This window comes from Pseudomonas sp. SORT22 (genome assembly GCF_018417635.1).
Classification (GTDB): domain Bacteria; phylum Pseudomonadota; class Gammaproteobacteria; order Pseudomonadales; family Pseudomonadaceae; genus Aquipseudomonas.
Map to the genome: position 1 here is coordinate 1,631,667 of NZ_CP071007.1, position 19,970 is coordinate 1,651,636.

Sequence of the window (19,970 nt, forward strand, 5' to 3'; positions counted from 1 at the left end):
TCGTCTGGAGTGCGTTCGAAGGCAGCATAAAGTGGAGTGGGTACTACCTAATCTGTGCTGCGAGGACAAAAACAATGAACGACAGCATTTACCTCTCGATACAAAACAGCCCGCGGTTCAAGGAGCTGGTTTCAAAACGCGAACGTTTCGCCTGGATTCTCTCGGCGATCATGCTCGGTCTCTACGCCGCCTTCATCCTGTTGATTGCCTATGGCCCGCATATTCTCGGTGCCAAGCTCAGCCCTGACTCGTCGATCACCTGGGGTATTCCCCTTGGTGTCGGTCTGATCATCTCGGCTTTCATCCTCACGGCCATCTACGTGCGTCGCGCCAATGGCGAGTTCGACGAGATGAACAAGGCGATCCTCAAGGAGGCTCAGCAATGATCCGGCGTCTACTGGCAACCCTGGCCTTCGGCGTTTTTGCACCCGCCGTCTGGGCCGCTGACGCCCTCACCGGCGCGGTGCAGAAACAACCCTTGAACGTCTCGGCGATCGTCATGTTCGTCGCCTTCGTCGGTGCCACCCTGTGCATCACCTACTGGGCGTCCAAGCGTAACAAGTCCGCTTCCGACTACTATGCCGCCGGCGGGCGCATCACCGGTTTCCAGAACGGCCTGGCGATTGCCGGCGACTATATGTCGGCCGCATCCTTCCTGGGTATTTCCGCCCTGGTGTTCACCTCCGGTTACGATGGCCTGATCTACTCGATCGGCTTCCTGGTCGGCTGGCCGATCATTCTCTTCCTGATCGCCGAGCGCCTGCGCAACCTGGGTAAATACACCTTTGCCGACGTCGCCTCGTATCGCCTCGGGCAGAAGGAAATCCGCACCCTGTCGGCCTCGGGCTCGCTGGTGGTGGTGGCGTTCTACCTGATCGCGCAGATGGTCGGTGCCGGCAAGCTGATTCAGCTGCTGTTCGGCCTGGACTACCACGTCGCGGTGATCCTGGTGGGCATCCTGATGTGCATGTATGTGCTGTTCGGCGGCATGCTCGCGACCACCTGGGTACAGATCATCAAGGCCGTGCTGTTGCTCTCCGGTGCCAGCTTCATGGCGCTGATGGTGATGAAGCACGTCAACTTCGACTTCAACGCGCTGTTCTCCGAAGCGATCAAGGTTCACCCCAAAGGTGAAGCGATCATGAGCCCGGGCGGGCTGGTCAAAGATCCGATCTCGGCGTTTTCGCTGGGCCTGGCGCTGATGTTCGGTACCGCTGGCCTGCCGCACATCCTGATGCGCTTCTTCACTGTCAGCGACGCCAAGGAAGCGCGCAAGAGCGTGCTGTACGCCACCGGTTTCATCGGCTACTTCTACATCCTGACCTTCATCATCGGCTTCGGCGCGATCCTGCTGGTCAGCACCAACCCTGAGTTCAAGGACGCTGCCGGCGCCCTGATCGGCGGCAACAACATGGCGGCGGTGCACCTGGCCGATGCCGTGGGTGGCAGCGTGTTCCTCGGCTTCATCTCGGCAGTGGCCTTCGCCACCATCCTGGCGGTGGTTGCCGGCCTGACCCTGGCCGGTGCCTCGGCGGTGTCCCACGACCTGTATGCCAGCGTGATCAAGAAGGGCAAAGCCAACGAGAAGGATGAGATCCGCGTCTCGAAGATCACCACCGTCGCCCTTGGCGTGTTGGCGATCGGCCTGGGCATCCTGTTTGAAAGCCAGAACATCGCCTTCATGGTCGGCCTGGCGTTCTCCATCGCTGCCAGCTGTAACTTCCCGGTACTGCTGCTGTCGATGTACTGGAAGAAACTGACCACCCGTGGCGCCATGATCGGTGGCTGGATGGGCCTGATCAGTGCCGTGGCGCTGATGATCCTCGGCCCGACCATCTGGGTGCAGATCCTCGGCCACGAGAAGGCGATCTACCCGTACGAGTACCCGGCGCTGTTCTCGATGATCATTGCCTTTACCGGTATCTGGTTCTTCTCGATCACCGACAAGTCCAAGGCCGCCGATGACGAACGCGCGCTGTTCTTCCCGCAGTTCGTGCGCTCGCAGACTGGCCTGGGTGCCAGCGGTGCGGTGTCTCACTAAGTAAGCAAAAAGGCAGCCTTTGGCTGCCTTTTTGGCTGCAAGCTCCAAGTCACAAGCCGCAAGTTGAAGCCGTACGCGTACTGCTTTGACTTGCGGCTTGCTGCTTATGGCTTGCAGCTTTTCTATATCTTGCCGAGCAACAACAGGATCAGCAGGATGATCAGCACCGTACCGATGATGCCGGATGGCCCATAGCCCCAACTTCTGGAGTGCGGAAAGACGGGTAAGCCACCGATCAACAGCAGAATCAGGATGATGATAAGTATGGTGCCCATGGCAGTTTCCTTGTTTGGCTTGAGAAGTAGGCGTTACGCTGCAATCCATCTCTTCGGTCATGTGTTTCATGCCCGCCTGTTAATTCCGACTGCCGCCAGTGGCTAAAAGTTTTATCCCATCTTTATTAGTCACGTTCACCGCTGTTTGCCCCGGCTATTCAGCATCCTGATACTGCGTGGGTGGCGGCCTTGGCTTCGCTACACTGGCCTGAACTTTCCAGAACAGTACAAGGCAGCTGCTATGCAAAAGCGCATGATGATTACCGGTGCCGGCTCGGGGCTTGGGCGCGAAATTGCCTTGCGCTGGGCGCGCGAGGGCTGGCAACTGGCCCTGGCCGATGTCAACGAGGCCGGCCTCAAGCAAACCCTGGCGCTGGTACGCGAGGCCGGCGCCGACGGTTTCGTGCAGCGCTGCGATGTGCGTGACTACAGTCAGCTCACCGCCCTGGCCCAGGCCTGCGAAGAAAAGTTCGGCGGCATCGATGTGATCGTCAACAACGCCGGGGTGGCCTCGGGCGGGTTTTTCGCCGAGCTGTCGCTGGAGGACTGGGACTGGCAGATCGCAATCAACCTGATGGGCGTGGTCAAGGGCTGCAAGGCTTTCCTGCCACTGCTCGAGCGCAGCAAGGGCAGGATCATCAACATCGCCTCGATGGCCGCCCTGATGCAAGGCCCGGCGATGAGTAACTACAACGTCGCCAAGGCCGGGGTGCTGGCCCTGTCGGAAAGCTTGCTGATCGAGCTGCGCCAGCAGGAGGTCGCGGTGCACGTGGTGTGCCCGTCGTTCTTCCAGACCAACTTGCTCGACTCGTTCCGTGGCCCGACCCCGGCAATGAAAGCCCAGGTCGGCAAGCTGCTGGAAAGCTCGCCGATCAGCGCCGCCGATATCGCCGACTACATCCACCAGCAAGTGGCCGCCGGCGAGTTCCTGATCCTGCCTCATGAGCAGGGCCGCGAAGCCTGGAAGCTCAAGCAGCGCAACCCGCAGATGCTCTACGACGAGATGGCCAGCATGGCCGAGAAAATGCGCGCCAAGGCGCGGCCGTCCCAGGCTTGAGCGTCGCCATCAGGTATTCTTGGCCATCCTTTGAACAGCCTTGAGTACCTGGTGTGATCAATTACCTGTGGTTTTTCCTCGCGGCGATCTTCGAGATCGGCGGTTGCTATGCCTTCTACATGTGGCTGCGCCTGGGCAAGAGCGCCTGGTGGATTGCCCCGGCCTTGCTCAGCCTGACCCTGTTCGCGCTGATCCTCACCCGGGTCGAAGCGGCGTATGCCGGGCGCGCCTATGCCGCCTATGGCGGTATCTACATCGTCACTTCGCTGTTGTGGCTGGCGCTGGTCGAGCGGGCGCGGCCGCTGGGCACTGACTGGATCGGCGCGTTGTTGTGCGTGCTGGGGGCCAGCATCATCGTCCTCGGGCCACGTTTGCAGAGTGCCTGAAGGGTCGAAAACTCAAGAAATCTGTAGGCAAAATCGCCCAGCTAAGTGGGATGGGTCTAATTCGCCGTCGGAGCATTGAAGGCGTCCGGCACCCCGTGCAGTCTCCGAATTCCCTGATTTGTGGAGGATCGGAGCATGTTGGTAATAGGCCGCGAAATAGGCGAAATCATCGCCATCGACGATGACATCAAGATCAAGGTGTTGTCGGTGGACGGCAACACCGTGCGCTTCGGCATCAGCGCGCCGCGGCACATCGAGGTGCACCGGGCGGAGATCTACAAGCGTATCGTCGAGCAACTGGCCAAGCAGGCCGGTTGAATCAGTCGAGCAGTTCCTTGGGCACGTCGTGCTTGGCCAGCAGCTGGCATTGCTGGCTTTCAAGGTCGAACAGAATGAACGCCTGTTTTTTTGCCAGCGCCTGGCGCACCCGCAGCACGCGGGTTTCCAGCGGGGTGTCGTCACCGTTGTCGGTGCCGTCGCGGGTGACGAAATCCTCGATCAAGCGGGTGAGGGTTTCGGCTTCCAGTTGGTCGTAGGGAATCAGCATGAACAGGACAGGTCTGGCGAAAAGGTAGCGCCATGCTACGCCAAACCTGTCCTGGCTGTGTAGGCGCTAGTTTTTGTTGCCGACCAGGCTGTCGACGGCCGGCACCCGGGTATCGCTTTCCATCTGTGCATCGTGCTCAAGCTGGTGGCTGAAACTTTCCAGCGAACTGCCGGTGGCTTGCGAGTCGCTGGCAAACACCGGCGGGCTGAGCAGGTAGGCGGTCAGCAGGCGGCTCAGCGCCGCCAGGCTGTCGATGTGCGTGCGTTCGTAGCCATGGGTGGCGTCGCAACCGAAGGCCAGCAGGGCGGTGCGAATATCGTGACCGGCGGTGATCGCCGAATGCGCGTCGCTGAAGTAGTAGCGAAACACATCGCGGCGAGCCGGCAGTTCGTGTTCGCGGGCAAGTTTGAGCAAGTGGCGCGTCAGGTGATAGTCATAGGGGCCGGCCGAATCCTGCATGGCGACGCTGACCCCGTGTTCGCTTGAGTGTTGCCCGGGCGCGACCGGGGCAATGTCGATACCGACGAACTCGCTGACGTCCCAGGGCAGGGCGGCAGCGGCGCCGGAGCCGGTCTCTTCGGTGATGGTGAACAGCGGGTGGCAGTCGATCAACGGCTGTGCGCCGCTTTCAACAATGGCCTTGAGCGACGCCAGCAGCGCCGCGACACCGGCTTTGTCATCCAGGTGGCGGGCGCTGATATGGCCGCTTTCGGTGAACTCGGGCAGTGGGTCGAAGGCGACGAAGTCACCGATGCCGATGCCCAGCGACTCGCAATCGGCGCGGGTGGTGCAGTAGGCATCCAGGCGCAACTCAATGTGCTCCCAACTGACCGGCATCTGATCGATGGCGGTGTTGAACGCGTGGCCGCTGGCCATCAGCGGCAACACGCTGCCGCGCAGCACGCCGCTGTCGGTGAACACGCTGACGCGGCTGCCTTCGGCAAAGCGGCTGGACCAGCAGCCCACCGCCGCCAGCGACAGCCGGCCGTTGTCCTGGATCGCCCGCACGCTGGCGCCGATGGTATCCAGATGGGCGGACACCGCCCGGTCGGGCGAGCTTTTGCGGCCCTTGAGGGTGGCGCGGATGGTGCCGCGACGGGTCAGTTCGAAGGGGATGCCGAGCTCCTCGAGGCGCTCGGCAACATAGCGCACGATGGTGTCGGTAAAGCCGGTGGGGCTGGGAATGGCGAGCATTTCCAGCAGGACTTTCTGCAAGTACGTGAGGTCCGGTTCGGGAAGCTGTTGGGGCATGCGAACTCCTGTGCTCATGGCGCGGGTCGACTGTGGGGGAACAACAGGTCGACGAAGCGCTCGGCAGTCGGTTGCGGTTCATGGTTGGCCAGGCCGACGCGTTCATTGGCTTCGATGAACACGTAGTCGGGCTGGTCGGCGGCCTTGACCATCAGGTCCAGGCCCACCACCGGGATGTCCAGGGCGCGGGCGGCGCGGATGGCAGCGTCGACCAGCACCGGGTGCAGGCGCTCGGTGACGTCCTCCAGGCAGCCGCCGGTGTGCAGGTTGGCGGTGCCGCGCACAGCCAGGCGCTGGCCGGCAGGCAGTACGCTGTCGTAATCGACCCCGGCAGCGTGCAGGGTGCGCTGGGTTTCGTGGTCCAGGGGGATGCGGCTTTCACCGCCCGTTGCCGCCTGACGCCGACGGCTCTGGGCTTCGATCAGGGCGCCGACGGCGTGCTGGCCGTCGCCGACAATCTGCGCCGGGTGGCGGATGGCGGCGGCGACCACGTCGAAACCGATGACCACGATGCGCAGGTCAAGGCCGGCATGAAAGCTTTCCAGCAGCACGCGGCTGTCGAAGCGCCGGGCGCTTTCTACCGCTGCACTGATTTCATCGAGGGTGCTGAGGTTTACCGCCACGCCGTTGCCTTGCTCACCGTCCAGCGGCTTGACCACCACCGCGCCGTGGTCTTCGAGGAAGGCCAGGTTGTCATCGGCATTGCCGGCCAGTTGCTGCGCCGGCACCTGCAAGCCTGCGGCGCTCAGTACCTTGTGGGTCAGGCTTTTGTCCTGGCACAGGGTCATGCTCACCGCCGTGGTCAGGTCGCTCAGAGACTCGCGGCAACGTACCCGCCGACCACCATGGATAAGGGTGAACAGGCCGCCATCGGCATCGTCGACCTGCACCTCGATACCGCGCCGGTACGCCTCCTCGACGATGATCCGCGCATAGGGGTTGAGCCCGGTTTCAGGGCCTGGGCCGAGGAACAGCGGCTGGTTGATGCCGTTCTTGCGCTTGACCGCGAAGGTCGGCAGGTTGCGAAACCCCAGCTTGGCGTACAGGCGTTTGGCCTGGCGGTTGTCGTGCAGCACCGAGAGGTCGAGGCAGGTCAGGCCGCGGCTCATGAAGTGCTCGATCAAATGCCGCACCAGCACTTCGCCGACACCCGGGCGGGTGCACTGTGGGTCCACCGCCAGGCACCAGAGGCTGCTGCCGTGTTCCGGGTCGGCAAAGGCCTTGTGATGATTCAGGCCCATGACGCTGCCGATGATCGCGCCGCTGTCTTCGTCTTCGGCCAGCCAGTACACCGGCCCGCCCTGATGGCGCGGGGTCAGCAACTCGGGGTCGATCGGCAGCATGCCGCGGGCCTGGTACAGGGCGTTGATCGCCTGCCAGTCGCTGTCGCTCTGCGCCCGGCGGATACGAAAACCGCGAAACACCCGTTGCGCCGGGCGGTAGTCGCTGAACCACAGGCGCAGGGTGTCGGACGGGTCGAGGAACAATTGCTGCGGGGCCTGGGCCAGCACCTGCTGCGGCGCCGCCACGTACAGGGCAATGTCGCGCTCGCCGGGGCGTTCGTCGAGCAGGGCGCTGGCCAGGCTGGCCGGGTCGGGGTAGGTGTGGCCGATCAGCAGCCGCCCCCAGCCGCAGTGCAGCGAACGCGGCTGGTCGTGGGGCTGGCTGCCATCGCCGGCCAGTTGCGCCTGCAGTCGCTCATAGGACGGCACCTGGCCGCGCAGCAGGCGCTGGCCGTAAGGTGAGGCATGGGCTTTCATCGATCAGATTCCTTGTTCGCTGAGCCACAGGTTCAAGGCAGCCAGTTGCCAGAGCTTGGAGCCGCGCAGCGGCGTCAGCTGGCCGTGGGGATCGCTGAGCAGGCGGTCGAGGGCGGCGGGGTTGAACAGGCCGCGGTCCTGGCTGGGGTCAAGCAGCAACTCACGCACCCAGTCCAGGGTTGCGCCCTGCAGGTGCTTGAGCCCCGGTACCGGGAAGTAGCCCTTCTTGCGGTCGATGACTTCACTGGGAATGACCAGCCGCGCGGCTTCCTTGAGCACCTGCTTGCCACCGTCGGGCAGCTTGAAGCGCGCCGGGATGCGCGCCGAGAGCTCGACCAGGCGATAGTCGAGGAACGGCGTGCGCGCTTCCAGGCCCCAGGCCATGGTCATGTTGTCGACCCGTTTGACCGGGTCGTCGACCAGCATCACCGTGCTGTCCAGGCGCAGGGCTTTATCCACCGCATCGCTGGCGCCGGGCTGGGCGAAGTGCTGGCGGACAAAGTCGCCGGCGGCGTCGTGATCGAGCAGCCAAGGCGCTTGCACGGTGGCGGCATAGTCGTCGTAGCTGCGGTCGAAGAACGCCTCGCGGTAGGCTGCGAACGGATCGCGCGCGCCGTCCACCTGCGGGTACCAGTGGTAACCGGCGAACAGCTCGTCGGCGCCCTGGCCGCTTTGCACCACCTTGCAGTGCCTGGCCACTTCCCGCGACAGCAGGTAGAAGGCAATGCAGTCATGGCTGACCATCGGCTCGCTCATGGCGCGAAAGGCCGCGGGCAACTGCTCGATGATCTCCCGCTCATCGATGCGCAATTGATGATGGCGGGTACCGTAGTGGCGGGCGATCAGGTCGGAGTACTGGAACTCGTCGCCGCGCTCGCCGCCGGCATCCTCGAAGCCGATGGAGAAGGTCGACAGGTCATCGACACCGACCTCGCGCAGCAGGCCGACGAGCAGGCTCGAGTCGACACCGCCGGACAGCAACACACCGACATCCACCGCAGCGCGTTGACGAATCGCCACCGCCTCGCGGGTGCTGTCGAGGACGCGGTCGCGCCAGTCTTCCAGGCTCAGGTCCTGTTCGTCGGTGCGCGGGCCATAGTGTAGGTGCCACCAGACTTGCTGCTCGCAGCGGCCCTGGGCATCGATGCGCATCCAGCTGGCCGGTGGCAGTTTCTCGATATTGGCCAGCAGGGTGCGTGGCGCTGGCACCACGGCGTGGAAGTTCAGGTAGTGGTTGAGCGCCACTGGGTCGAGCACCGGGTTGATGTCGCCGCCCTTGAGCAGCGCCGGCAGGCTCGAAGCGAAGCGCAGGCGTTCGCCGGTGCGCGACAGGTACAGCGGCTTGACCCCGAGGCGGTCGCGGGCGAGGAACAGCTGCTGGCTGTCACGTTCCCAGATCGCCAGGGCGAACATACCGTTCAGGCGTGGCAGCAGGTCGGCGCCCCAGGCGTGATAGCCCTTGAGCAGCACCTCGGTGTCGCCATCCGAGTAGAAGGCATAGCCGAGGCTTTCCAGCTCGCTGCGCAGCTCGGGGAAGTTGTAGATGGCGCCGTTGAAGGCCAGCGACAGGCCCAACTGGTTATCGACCATGGGCTGCGCCGAGCCGTCGGACAGGTCCATGATTTTCAGCCGGCGATGGCCCAGGGCAATCGGCCCCTGGCTATGGAAACCCCAGGCGTCAGGGCCGCGAGGTGCCAGGTGATGGGTGATCCGCTCGACCGCGGCGAGGTCCGCCGGGCGTGGTGGGTGGGCAACAGGGGTGAAACGAAACTCTCCAGCTAATCCGCACATAAGTCCTTACCGGTTTTGCCGTTGGGGAAGGTGCCCGAAACCCGGGCACATGGAAACTGACCGGTGCGGATACCGAGAGTTTTAGATCAATCGGTTATAAGCGGTAGCTGCAAGCGACAAGCTTCAAGCTGCAAGAGCACGCCGGGTCAATCAGCTTTTAGTGTGTGGCTTGGCGCTTGTCGCTGCTTTTTTATTCCTGATCAATTCACGCAACATGAAGCGATTCGGGTGGCAGGCTTCGGCCACGGCGCGGGGCACCGGCAGCGGTGCGTTGTCGGCCCAGGCGGCGATCATTTCGCCCGCCAGTGGCGCGGTGATCAGCCCCCGCGAGCCATGGCCGCTGTTGATGAACAGGCCTTCTAGCCAGGGGCAGGGGGTGGCGGGAATTTGCCGGGCATCGCGGGCCAGCACGGCGTAGTCCTGGTTGAACTGCGCCTGTTCGGCCAGCGGGCCGACAATCGGCAGGTAGTCGGGGCTGGTGCAGCGAAACGCGGCGCGGCCCTGCAGCGTATGCGGGTCGAGACTGTGGGCGCCCAGGCGCTGGGCCAGGTCGCTGGAGATCGCCTCAAGCAGGCCAAGGTTGCCGACGTGCTCGCCGGGGGTGGGCGTGAGGTCGGTGCTGTGAAAGTCGAAGCTGGCGCCGAGGGTGTGCTCGCCATTGCGCGGCGGCGCGACATAGCCGTCGGCGCACACCACCGTGGTCAATGCCTGGCTTTGCGCTGTCACGGGCAGGCGGGTGACCTGCCCGCGAATGCGCTTGAGCGGCAACCCGGCGCAAGGCTCGAAGTTGTGGATTTCGGCGGCGGTCGCCAACACCACCAGCGGCGCGCTGGCCAGCAGTTTGTCGCTTTCCCAGGCTTGCCAGAGGCCGTCGACCTTACGCAGTTGCAGTACCTGATGATGGGTCAGCAGGGTGATGTTCGGGTGCTGCAGTTGCGCCTGGCACAGCGCCGGCGGATGCACCCAGCCGCCTTCAGGGTAGAACAGCCCGCCGCTGTCCAGGGCAACCCCGGCCAGTTGTTCAGCCTGCTCACGGTCCAGGCGTTGCAGCAATTGCGGGTTGAAGGCTGCGGCCAGTTGCTGCTGGCGCTGGTCTTCCTTGGCGTCGAAGGCCAGCTGCAGCACCCCGCAGCCATCCCAGTCCTGGCCGCGCTGCAGGCGTTCGAGCAGCCGCCGGGTGTAGCCGAAACCGCTGAGGATCAGGCGCGACAACGCCGTGCCGTGTGCAGACAGCTTCAGGTACAGCACCCCTTGCGGGTTGCCCGAAGCTTCTGCTGCTGGCGTCGCATGGCGCTCCAGCACCTTTACCTGCCAGCCGCGGGCGGCCAGGCTGGCGGCGCTGGCGCACCCGGCAAGGCCAGCGCCGATCACCAGCGCCTGGCGTGGGCCGCGCAGGGCAGGCGGCTGGGCAAACCACGGCGCGCTGGCGGCCGGTTGCGGCTGCTCGGCCGGCCAGCCATTGAAGGTGCCGCGCAGCACTTCCCATTTCTTGCCGATGCCGGGAATGCGCTTCATGCTAAAGCCTACGGCGATCAGGCCGCGGCGCACCCAGCCGGTGCTGGTGAAGGTGCCGAGGGTGGTGCCGGGCGCTGACAGCCGGCCGATCTCGGCGAACAGCTCCGGGGTCCACATTTCCGGGTTTTTGGCCGGGGCAAAGCCGTCGAGGAACCAGGCATCCACCTGTGCATCGAGCTGCGGCAGTTGCTCCAGCACGTCGCCGATCATCAGGGTCAGGCGCACCCGGCCCTGCTCGAACGCGAACGGCTGGAAGCCTTCGTGCACTGCCACGTACTGGCTCAGCAACTGGCTGCTGAACGGCGCCAGCTGCGGCCACAGGGCCAGGGCGCGACTGAGGTCGGCGCGGGACAGGGGGTATTTTTCGACGCTGATGAAGTGCAGCCGCGCATCAGCCGGGGCGCACTCGGCAAACAGCTGCCAGGCGCAGAAGAAGTTCAGGCCGGTGCCGAAGCCGGTTTCGCCGATCACCAGGCACTGGCCCGGCTGCATTGCGCTGAAACGCTGGCGCAAGTCGTTCTGGTCGATGAACACGTGACGGGTTTCCTCCAGGCTCTGCTCCTTGGAGAAATAGATGTCGTCGTATTGGCGCGAGTGCGGTCGGCCCTGGTCGTCCCAGTCGATCTGGGCGTATTGGGTTACTTCGGTCATGTTCGGCTCAGCATTGGCAAGAGGGCCATTTTAGCTGATCGGCGCCAGGCTGTTTGACTTGTGGCAGGCTTTGTTTTGTGCCGACAAAGGTTTCGACAATCCGCTAGTCTTGCTTATCCAAGTAGGGAGCCTGGTATGTTCGAATCCGCTGAAATTGGTCACGCCATCGACAAAGACACCTATGACGCCGAGGTCCCGGCGCTGCGTGAAGCGTTGCTGGAGGCGCAGTTCGAGCTCAAGCAGCAGGCGCGTTTCCCGGTGATCGTACTGATCAACGGCATCGAAGGTGCCGGCAAGGGCGAGACGGTCAAGCTGCTCAACGAATGGATGGACCCGCGCCTGATCGAGGTGCGCACCTTCGACCAGCAAACCGACGAAGAACTCGCCCGTCCACCGGCCTGGCGCTACTGGCGGGCACTGCCGGCCAAGGGGCGGATGGGCGTATTTTTTGGCAACTGGTACAGCCAGATGCTCCAGGGCCGCGTGCATGGCCAGTTCAAGGATGCCGTGCTCGACCAGGCCATCCGCGGCGCCGAGCGCCTCGAAGAGATGCTCTGCGATGAAGGCGCGCTGATCTTCAAGTTCTGGTTTCACCTGTCCAAGAAGCAGATGAAAGCCCGCCTCAAGGCGCTCAAGGACGATCCGCTGCACAGCTGGCGGATCAGCCCGCTGGACTGGCAGCAGTCCGAAACCTACGACCGTTTCGTGCGCTTTGGCGAGCGGGTGCTGCGCCAGACCAGTCGCGACTACGCGCCCTGGCATGTGATCGAGGGCGTCGATCCGCATTACCGCAGCCTGGCTGTGGGCAAGATTCTGCTCGAAGGGCTGCAGGCCGCGCTCAAGTCCGATCACGGGCCGATCCACCAGGCCAACATCGCGCCGCTGGGTGAAAGCATCGACCAGCGTAGCCTGCTCGGCAGCCTCGACCTGAGCCTGCGCCTGGACAAGGACGACTACCAGGAACAACTGATTACCGAACAGGCGCGCCTGGCTGGCCTGCTGCGTGACAAGCGCATGCGCCGCCACGCCCTGATTGCCGTGTTCGAAGGCAACGATGCGGCGGGCAAGGGCGGTGCCATTCGCCGGGTGGCGGCAGCCCTCGACCCGCGCCAGTACCGCATCGTGCCGATCGCCGCGCCCACCGAAGAAGAGCGCGCGCAGCCGTACCTGTGGCGCTTTTGGCGGCACATTCCGGCGCGTGGCAAGTTCACCGTGTTCGACCGTTCCTGGTATGGCCGGGTACTGGTCGAGCGGATCGAAGGCTTTTGCAGCCAGGCCGACTGGATGCGCGCCTATGGCGAGATCAACGACTTCGAAGAACAACTGAGTAATGCTGGCGTGGTGGTGGTGAAGTTCTGGCTGTCGATTGACGAACAGACCCAGCTCGAGCGCTTTCAGGAGCGCGAGCAGATCCCGTTCAAGCGCTTCAAGATCACCGAGGAAGACTGGCGCAACCGCGAGAAGTGGGGGCAGTACGCGGAGGCTGTGGGCGACATGGTCGACCGTACCAGCACCGAGATTGCGCCCTGGACCCTGGTCGAGGCCAATGACAAGCGCTGGGCGCGGGTCAAGGTGTTGCGCACCATCAACCAGGCGCTGGAGGCGGCGTTCAAGAAGCACAAGAAATGATAGCGGGGGCTGCGAAAGCAGCCCCAGCAGGAGCTCAGGGAATGAAGTACTGAATTCTTTTCCGCATTCTTGCCTGTCTCGCCACCAACCCAGCCCGTAGAATCCAGTTTCCCCCCCACCAAAGGGCTATCGAGGCTGGTTATGCATATTTCTTCCGGACGCTGGGTCTACGGTCTGTCCTTGTCGCTGCTGACCGCCGTGCTCTGGGGCATCCTGCCGATCAAGCTCAAACAGGTGCTGCAGGTGATGGACCCGATCACCGTGACCTGGTTTCGCCTGCTGGTGTCCGGCGGCCTGTTGCTGGCCTGGCTGGCGGCAAGCAAGCGCCTGCCCTCGTTCAATGGCCTCGGGCGCAAGGGCTGGGGCCTGGTGTTGCTGGCTACCTGCGGCCTGGTGGGCAACTATGTGCTGTACCTGGTCGGGCTCAAGCTGCTCAGCCCCGGCACCGCCCAGCTGGTGGTGCAGATGGGCCCGGTGCTGTTGCTGGTGGCCAGCGTGTTCCTGTTCAAGGAACGCTTTAGCCTGGGGCAGGGCATGGGCCTGGTGATCCTGCTGCTGGGCTTTGGCCTGTTCTTCAATCAACGCCTGGATGAGCTGCTCACCTCCCTGAGCGTCTACACCACCGGCGTGCTGACCATCCTCCTGGCGACCTCTATCTGGGTGTTCTATGCCCTGAGCCAGAAGCAGCTGCTGACGGTATGGAACTCGATGCAGGTGATGATGGTGATCTACCTGTTTTGCGCAGCCTTGCTGACCCCTTGGGTGCATCCGTTGGAGGCGCTGCAATTGAGCCCGCTGCAAGGCTGGCTGCTGCTTGCCTGCTGTTTGAACACCCTGGTGGCCTACGGCGCGTTTGCCGAAGCCCTGGCGCACTGGGAAGCCTCCAAGGTCAGTGCGACCCTGGCGGTGACGCCGCTGATCACCTTTGTGGCGGTGGCCCTGGCAGCCTGGTTCTGGCCCGACTTTGTCCACGCCGAGCAGATCAACACCCTGGGCTACATCGGTGCGCTGGTGGTGGTGCTGGGCTCGGCGCTGACCGCCCTGGGCCCCTCGATCATGGCCGGCTGGCGGGCCAGGCGCGTTCGCCTGGCCCGGTGATTCAGCCCTTGGCGCCCGGTTCGAGCATTTTTTCCGGGCGCACCCACTGGTCGAACTGCTCGTTGCTCAGGTAACCCAGGCTCAGCGCCGCCTCGCGCAGGGTGGTGCCTTCGCTGTAGGCCTTCTTGGCGATTTCTGCCGCCTTGTCGTAGCCAATGTGCGGGTTGAGCGCGGTCACCAGCATCAGCCCGCGCTCCAGGTGCGCGGCCATCTGTTCGGGATCCGGTTCGATCCCGGCAATGCAGTGCTGCTGGAAGTTGCTGCAACCGTCGGCCAGCAGTTCGATGGACTGCAGCAGGTTGTGGATGATCACCGGCTTGAACACGTTCAACTGCAAGTGCCCCTGGCTTGCCGCAAAGCCGATCGCGGTGTCGTTGCCCAGCACCTGGCAGGCCAGCATCGACAGGGCCTCGCACTGGGTCGGGTTGACCTTGCCGGGCATGATCGAGCTGCCCGGTTCGTTGGCCGGCAGGCGTACTTCGGCAATCCCGCCGCGCGGCCCGGAGCCGAGCAGGCGCAGGTCGTTGGCCAGTTTCATCAGGGCCACGGCGAGGGTTTTCAGGCCGCCGGCGAGGGTGGTCAGCGGTTCATGCCCGGCCAGGGCGGCGAACTTGTTCGGTGCGGTAACAAACGGCAGGCCGGAAAGCGCGGCGAGCTCGGCGGCGATGGCTTCGGCAAAGCCGTGCGGGGCGTTCAGCCCGGTGCCGACGGCGGTGCCGCCCTGGGCCAGCTCGCACACCGCCGGCAAGGCCGAACGAATCGCCCGCTGGGCGTAGTCGAGCTGGGCGACATAGGCCGAGAGTTCCTGGCCGAAGGTGATCGGTGTGGCGTCCATCATATGGGTGCGACCGGTTTTCACCAGGTGCTGGTGGCGCGCCGAGAGTTCCGCCAGCCCCGACGACAGTTCGGTGATCGCCGGCAGCAGCTTGTGCTGCACGGCCTGGGCGGCGGCGATGTGCATGGCGGTGGGGAAGCAGTCGTTGGAACTTTGCGAGCGGTTGACGTGATCGTTGGGGTGTACTGGCGTTTTGCCGCCACGGCCATTGCCGGCCAGTTCGTTGGCACGACCGGCGATCACTTCGTTGACGTTCATGTTGCTCTGGGTGCCACTGCCGGTCTGCCAGACGACGAGCGGAAACTGGTCGTCCAGTTGCCCGTCGAGCACTTCGTCGGCGGCTTGTTCGATCAGCCGGGCGATGTCCGCCGCGAGGTCTCCGTTGCGGTTGTTGACCCGTGCCGCGGCTTTCTTGATCAGTGCCAGGGCATGCAACACCGCCAGCGGCATGCGTTCCTTGCCGATGGCAAAGTTGATCAGCGAGCGTTGCGTCTGGGCACCCCAGTAGGCCTGGTCAGGAACTTCGACCTGCCCCAGGCTGTCAGTTTCGATACGGCTCATGCTGCGCTCACTCCCTTGTGGTCTGAATTCGCAGTTTAGGTCCTTATTTGGCGTAGCGGTTCCATCGCGCGTCGACCCACTTGAGCACTGTGCCACTGTCGGCGCAGAATGCTCTACTCTGGGGTACTACCTCCTCTGTCTATTGAAGGAATTCCGATGACCCGTCTTCGCGCCCTCTGCACTGCTGTAGCGCTGGTCTGCGCCAGCGGCCAGGTGCTTGCAGATACCGCCAGCCACAACGCCAGTGCTGAAAAATTCCTCATGATGGCGCATGCCGACAAGCTCGGTACTCCGGTCTACATGCAGGTGCAGCAGATGTTTGCCCAGCGTTTCGAACAGACCAAGGCCCCAGCCTCGAAGAAATCCGTGCTCGACAGCTACCAGGCCAAGGCCAACGCCGCCCTGGACCAGGCCATCGGCTGGAACAAGCTCAAGCCGGACATGGTCAAGCTCTACACCACCACCTTCACTGAAAGCGAACTGAAAGACCTGGTCGCCTTCTACCAGTCGCCTCTGGGCAAGAAAGTCCTCGAGAAGATGCCGCAGGTGACCCAGCAATCGGCGCAGCTGACCCAGCAGAAACTGGAAAGCGCGGTACCGGTGGTCAACAAGCTGCTGGCTGACATGACCAAGGAACTCGACCCGAACGCCGGCAAGGCCGCCGCGCCAGCCAAGAAGTAAGCAGCGGAGCCCGACATGACCATGCAGCAAAAGATCGAGCACCGCCTGCAAGCGCTGGCACCCACGCACTTGCAGGTGCTCGATGAAAGCCACATGCACAGCCGTGGGCAGCAGACCCATTACAAGGCGGTGCTGGTGAGCGAGCAGTTCGAGGGGCTGAACAGCGTCAAGCGTCACCAGAAAGTGTATGCCACCCTCGGTGAGCTGATGAGCGAGTTTCACGCCCTGGCGCTGCACACCTATACGCCGCAGGAATGGCAGAAAATCGGTGTCGCCCCGGCGTCGCCGACCTGCGCCGGTGGCAGCAAGCACTGATTTCCTCGTCAGGTTTTTGCTAGAATGATCAACGCGCCGCTTGTCGGCGCGTTTTTATTTGGCATCCGGTCCGCCCTTTGCGAGGGCGACCACCTGGAGAAGTTACTGCATGTCCCAAGCTATCGTCGTTGCGGCGCTGTACAAATTCGTCACCCTGAAAGATTACCTCGAGCTGCGCGAGCCGCTGCTCGAGAGCATGATGGCCAATGGCATCAAGGGCACCTTGTTGCTGGCCGAGGAAGGTATCAACGGCACCGTCTCCGGTACCCGTGAAGGCATCGACGGCCTGCTGGCCTGGCTGCGCAGCGATGCGCGCCTGGTGGATATCGACCACAAAGAGTCCTACTGCGACGAACAGCCGTTCTACCGCACCAAGGTCAAGCTCAAGAAAGAGATCGTCACCCTTGGCGTGGCGGGCGTTGACCCGAACTACAAGGTCGGTACCTACGTCGAGCCCCAGGACTGGAACGCGCTGATCAGCGACCCTGAAGTGCTGCTGATCGACACCCGCAACGACTACGAAGTGGCGATCGGCACCTTCGAAGGCGCGATCGACCCCAAGACCACCACCTTCCGCGAGTTCCCCGAGTACATCAAGGCCAACTTCGACCCGGCCAAGCACAAGAAAGTGGCGATGTTCTGCACCGGCGGCATTCGTTGCGAAAAAGCCTCCAGCTATATGCTCGGCGAGGGTTTCGAAGAGGTCTATCATCTTAAGGGCGGGATCCTCAAATACCTCGAAGAGGTGCCACAGGATCAAAGCCGCTGGCAGGGCGACTGCTTCGTGTTCGACAACCGGGTCACCGTGCGTCACGACCTGACCGAGGGCGATTACGACCAGTGCCATGCCTGCCGCACCCCGATCAGCGTGGAAGACCGTGCGTCCGAGCACTACTCGCCAGGCATCAGCTGCCCGCATTGCTGGGACAGCCTGAGCGAAAAGACCCGGCGCAGCGCCATTGACCGGCAGAAGCAGATCGAACTGGCCAAGGCGCGCAATCAGCCTCACCCGATCGGTCACAACTACCGCAAAGCTGCCGAGGCCTGATTGATGTCCGCACGCCTGCTGTATGTGATGGACCCGATGTGCTCATGGTGCTGGGGCTTTGCCCCGGTCGCCGAGGCCCTGATCGCCCAGGCACAGGCGGCGGGCGTGCCGACCCGGGTGGTGCTCGGCGGCCTGCGTTCCGGCAGCCGTGCGCTGGATGCCTCGACCCGCGGCTACATCCTTGATCACTGGCAGGCGGTACACGACGCCACCGGGCAGGATTTTCAATTCGAAGGCGCACTGCCTGACGGTTTTGTCTACGACACCGAGCCTGCCTGTCGGGCCCTGGTCACCGCCCGTAGCCTTGACCCGCAATACGTGGGTGCCTTGCTCAAGCTGATCCAGCAGGCCTTCTACCAGCGCGGCGAAGACGTCACTCGTGCGCCCTTGCTGGTAGAACTGGCCGAGCAGGCCGGTTACCAGCGCGCCGCCTTTGCCGAAGCCTTTACCAGCGCCGAACAGCGCGCGGCCACGGCGGCGGACTTCACCTGGGTCCAGGACCTGGGCATTGCCGGTTTCCCGACCCTGCTGGCCGAACGCAATGGCCAGCTGGCCTTGCTGACCAATGGCTATCAAGCCCTCGAATCGCTTGAGCCGCTGCTCGGCCGCTGGCTGCAGCAGGCCGCCTGTGCTTGACCTGCCGGGTTCACCCGACCCGGTACCAGGGCCAGGCCCTGTGCATGCTGATCGCTTGAGCTGGGCAGAAATCCGCCGCCTGGCCCTGCGCCATAAAAAAGCCCTGTGGATCGCCAACGGCGTGGCCGTGCTGGCGGCGTTGTGCAGTGTGCCGATCCCCTTGCTGCTGCCGTTGCTGGTTGACGAAGTGCTGCTCGGCCATGGCGATGCCGCGCTCAAATGGATGAACCAGTTCCTGCCCGGCAACTGGCAGGTTGCTGGTGGCTACATCGGCCTGATGCTGGTATTCACCCTGACCCTGCGCTGCGCCGCCCTGGCCTTCAACGTGGTGCAGGCCAAGCTGTTCGCCGGCCTTGCCAAAGACATCGTCTACCGCTTGCGCATTCGCCTGATCGAGCGCCTCAAGCACATTTCCCTGAGTGAATACGAAAGTCTGGGCAGCGGTACCGTGACCACCCACCTGGTCACCGACCTGGACACCCTCGACAAGTTCGTCGGCGAAACCCTCAGCCGCTTCCTGGTGGCCATGCTGACCCTGACCGGCACCGCCGCCATCCTTATGTGGATGCACTGGAAGCTGGCGTTGCTGATCCTGCTGTTCAACCCCTTGGTGATCTTCGCCACGGTGCAGTTGGGCAAGCGGGTCAAGCACCTGAAGAAGCTTGAGAACGACAGCACCTCGCGCTTCACCCAGGCGCTGACCGAGACCCTCGACGCGATCCAGGAAATCCGTGCCAGCAACCGCCAGGGCTATTTCCTCGGCCGCCTTGGCCTGCGCGCCCAGGAGGTACGCAACTACGCCGTCGCCTCGCAGTGGAAAAGCGACGCGAGCGGGCGTGCCAGCGGCTTGCTGTTCCAGTTCGGCATCGACATTTTCCGCGCCGCGGCGATGCTCACGGTGCTGTTCTCCGACCTCTCGATCGGGCAGATGCTGGCGGTGTTCAGCTACCTGTGGTTCATGATCGGCCCGGTCGAGCAACTGCTCAACCTGCAATACGCCTACTACGCCGCTGGCGGCGCCCTGAGCCGGCTCAACGAGCTGCTGGCGCGGGCCGACGAGCCGCAATACCCCGGTGGCATCGACCCGTTCAAGGGCCGCGACACTGTCGGCATCGAGGTGCAGGGCCTGCGCTTTGCCTACAACGACGAGCCGGTGCTCGACCAGCTCAACCTGTCGATTGCCCCCGGCGAAAAGGTCGCCATCGTCGGCGCCAGTGGCGGTGGCAAGAGCACCCTGGTGCAACTGCTGCTGGGCCTGTACAGCGCCCAGGCCGGGACCATCCGCTTTGGTGGCTCGACCCTGCAGGAAATCGGCCTGGAAACCCTGCGCGAGCATGTTGCGGTGGTACTCCAGCACCCGTCGCTGTTCAACGACACGGTGCGCGCCAACCTGACCATGGGCCGCGACTGCAGCGATGATGCCTGCTGGCAGGCGCTGAACATCGCCCAGCTCGACGCTACCATCGCCGCCTTGCCGCAAGGCCTGGACAGCGTGGTTGGTCGCTCCGGGGTGCGTTTGTCCGGTGGCCAGCGTCAGCGCCTGGCCATTGCGCGGATGGTGCTGGCCGAGCCCAAGGTGGTGATTCTCGACGAGGCCACCTCGGCCCTGGATGCGGCCACCGAATACAACTTGCACCAGGCCCTGACCCGTTTTCTCAGCGCCCGCACCACGCTGATCATTGCCCACCGCCTGTCGGCGGTGAAGCAGGCCGACCGGGTGCTGGTGTTTGACGGCGGCCATGTCGCCGAGGACGGCGATCACCAGCAATTGATCGCCGAAGGTGGCTTGTACGCCAAGCTGTACGGCCATTTGCAACAGAGTTAGGGCAAATTGGTTAGCAAGTGAGAAAAGCTCTGCAGGATTAATGGCAAATAGCCTAGGCTGTGCTTTGG

General features: G+C 63.6%; 19 protein-coding genes. 12 read left to right on the forward strand and 7 right to left on the reverse strand.

Going from position 1 to position 19,970, the window contains the following annotated elements; genetic code table 11:
- Positions 1 to 74: 74 nt before the first annotated feature.
- Complete coding sequence (locus JYG36_RS07655) at positions 75 to 386, forward strand: DUF485 domain-containing protein (RefSeq protein WP_038994010.1); 312 nt, start codon at positions 75 to 77, stop codon at positions 384 to 386.
- A complete protein-coding gene (locus tag JYG36_RS07660) occupies positions 383 to 2,041 on the forward strand; it encodes a cation acetate symporter (protein WP_045195438.1) in 1,659 nt (552 codons plus the stop codon). The genes JYG36_RS07655 and JYG36_RS07660 overlap by 4 nt, the downstream gene beginning before the upstream one ends.
- Before the next feature lie 122 nt (positions 2,042 to 2,163).
- On the opposite strand, the gene JYG36_RS07665 is transcribed toward JYG36_RS07660, so the two are convergent.
- Complete coding sequence (locus JYG36_RS07665; RefSeq protein ID WP_010224169.1) at positions 2,164 to 2,316, reverse strand: DUF3309 family protein; 153 nt, start codon at positions 2,314 to 2,316, stop codon at positions 2,164 to 2,166.
- A 241-nt stretch (positions 2,317 to 2,557) separates the two neighbouring features.
- On the opposite strand from JYG36_RS07665, the gene JYG36_RS07670 reads away from it, so the two are divergent.
- The 3 genes from JYG36_RS07670 to csrA all read left to right on the forward strand — a co-directional run bounded on the left by JYG36_RS07670 (position 2,558) and on the right by csrA (position 4,077).
- Positions 2,558 to 3,373, forward strand: a complete 816-nt coding sequence (locus JYG36_RS07670) for an SDR family oxidoreductase (protein WP_195884810.1) — start codon at positions 2,558 to 2,560, stop codon at positions 3,371 to 3,373.
- Between the two features lie 53 nt (positions 3,374 to 3,426).
- On the forward strand, positions 3,427 to 3,759 hold the full coding sequence (locus JYG36_RS07675) for a YnfA family protein (RefSeq protein WP_045195432.1): 333 nt from the start codon (positions 3,427 to 3,429) through the stop codon (positions 3,757 to 3,759).
- Between the two features lie 135 nt (positions 3,760 to 3,894).
- On the forward strand, positions 3,895 to 4,077 hold the full coding sequence (csrA, locus tag JYG36_RS07680; RefSeq protein WP_045195430.1) for a carbon storage regulator CsrA: 183 nt from the start codon (positions 3,895 to 3,897) through the stop codon (positions 4,075 to 4,077).
- Position 4,078: 1 nt separating this feature from the next.
- Here csrA and JYG36_RS07685 read toward each other — a convergent pair whose 3' ends face one another.
- The 5 genes from JYG36_RS07685 to mnmC form a co-directional block, all read right to left on the reverse strand.
- Positions 4,079 to 4,306 (reverse strand): YheU family protein, encoded by a 228-nt coding sequence (locus JYG36_RS07685; RefSeq protein ID WP_045195429.1) that lies wholly within the window; start codon positions 4,304 to 4,306, stop codon positions 4,079 to 4,081.
- Positions 4,307 to 4,372: 66 nt separating this feature from the next.
- Positions 4,373 to 5,557 (reverse strand): osmoprotectant NAGGN system M42 family peptidase, encoded by a 1,185-nt coding sequence (locus JYG36_RS07690; RefSeq protein WP_213603497.1) that lies wholly within the window; start codon positions 5,555 to 5,557, stop codon positions 4,373 to 4,375.
- A 14-nt stretch (positions 5,558 to 5,571) separates the two neighbouring features.
- Positions 5,572 to 7,317: an N-acetylglutaminylglutamine synthetase gene (gene ngg / locus JYG36_RS07695; RefSeq protein WP_045195425.1), complete on the reverse strand. Its 1,746-nt coding sequence runs from the start codon at positions 7,315 to 7,317 to the stop codon at positions 5,572 to 5,574.
- A 3-nt stretch (positions 7,318 to 7,320) separates the two neighbouring features.
- Complete coding sequence (locus JYG36_RS07700) at positions 7,321 to 9,108, reverse strand: N-acetylglutaminylglutamine amidotransferase (protein ID WP_045195423.1); 1,788 nt, start codon at positions 9,106 to 9,108, stop codon at positions 7,321 to 7,323.
- A 150-nt stretch (positions 9,109 to 9,258) separates the two neighbouring features.
- Positions 9,259 to 11,274, reverse strand: coding sequence for a bifunctional tRNA (5-methylaminomethyl-2-thiouridine)(34)-methyltransferase MnmC2/FAD-dependent 5-carboxymethylaminomethyl-2-thiouridine(34) oxidoreductase MnmC1 (mnmC, locus tag JYG36_RS07705; protein WP_213603498.1), 2,016 nt, complete (start codon positions 11,272 to 11,274; stop codon positions 9,259 to 9,261).
- A gap of 135 nt (positions 11,275 to 11,409) precedes the next feature.
- Between mnmC and pap the strand changes: the two genes are divergently transcribed.
- Positions 11,410 to 12,903 (forward strand): polyphosphate:AMP phosphotransferase, encoded by a 1,494-nt coding sequence (pap, locus tag JYG36_RS07710; protein WP_045195420.1) that lies wholly within the window; start codon positions 11,410 to 11,412, stop codon positions 12,901 to 12,903.
- A 141-nt stretch (positions 12,904 to 13,044) separates the two neighbouring features.
- The gene (locus JYG36_RS07715) at positions 13,045 to 14,001 is read left to right on the forward strand and encodes a DMT family transporter (protein WP_093380397.1); all 957 of its coding nucleotides are present in this window, start codon (positions 13,045 to 13,047) and stop codon (positions 13,999 to 14,001) included.
- Between the two features lies 1 nt (position 14,002).
- On the opposite strand, the gene JYG36_RS07720 is transcribed toward JYG36_RS07715, so the two are convergent.
- Entirely contained in the window at positions 14,003 to 15,397 is a 1,395-nt protein-coding gene (locus JYG36_RS07720) for a class II fumarate hydratase (protein WP_045195415.1), read from the reverse strand.
- Between the two features lie 156 nt (positions 15,398 to 15,553).
- Here JYG36_RS07720 and JYG36_RS07725 point away from each other — a divergent pair, with 156 nt between their 5' ends.
- From JYG36_RS07725 to JYG36_RS07745, 5 genes are all read left to right on the forward strand, one after another.
- A complete protein-coding gene (locus JYG36_RS07725) occupies positions 15,554 to 16,078 on the forward strand; it encodes a DUF2059 domain-containing protein (RefSeq protein ID WP_093380399.1) in 525 nt (174 codons plus the stop codon).
- Between the two features lie 15 nt (positions 16,079 to 16,093).
- On the forward strand, positions 16,094 to 16,393 hold the full coding sequence (locus JYG36_RS07730) for a BolA family protein (protein ID WP_045195412.1): 300 nt from the start codon (positions 16,094 to 16,096) through the stop codon (positions 16,391 to 16,393).
- 109 nt (positions 16,394 to 16,502) lie between these two features.
- Entirely contained in the window at positions 16,503 to 17,441 is a 939-nt protein-coding gene (trhO, locus tag JYG36_RS07735) for an oxygen-dependent tRNA uridine(34) hydroxylase TrhO (RefSeq protein WP_045195410.1), read from the forward strand.
- Between the two features lie 3 nt (positions 17,442 to 17,444).
- A complete protein-coding gene (locus JYG36_RS07740) occupies positions 17,445 to 18,077 on the forward strand; it encodes a DsbA family protein (RefSeq protein ID WP_045195409.1) in 633 nt (210 codons plus the stop codon).
- A complete protein-coding gene (locus JYG36_RS07745; protein WP_213603499.1) occupies positions 18,070 to 19,902 on the forward strand; it encodes an ABC transporter ATP-binding protein in 1,833 nt (610 codons plus the stop codon). Before JYG36_RS07740 ends, JYG36_RS07745 begins: the two co-directional genes overlap by 8 nt.
- Positions 19,903 to 19,970: the final 68 nt, after the last annotated feature.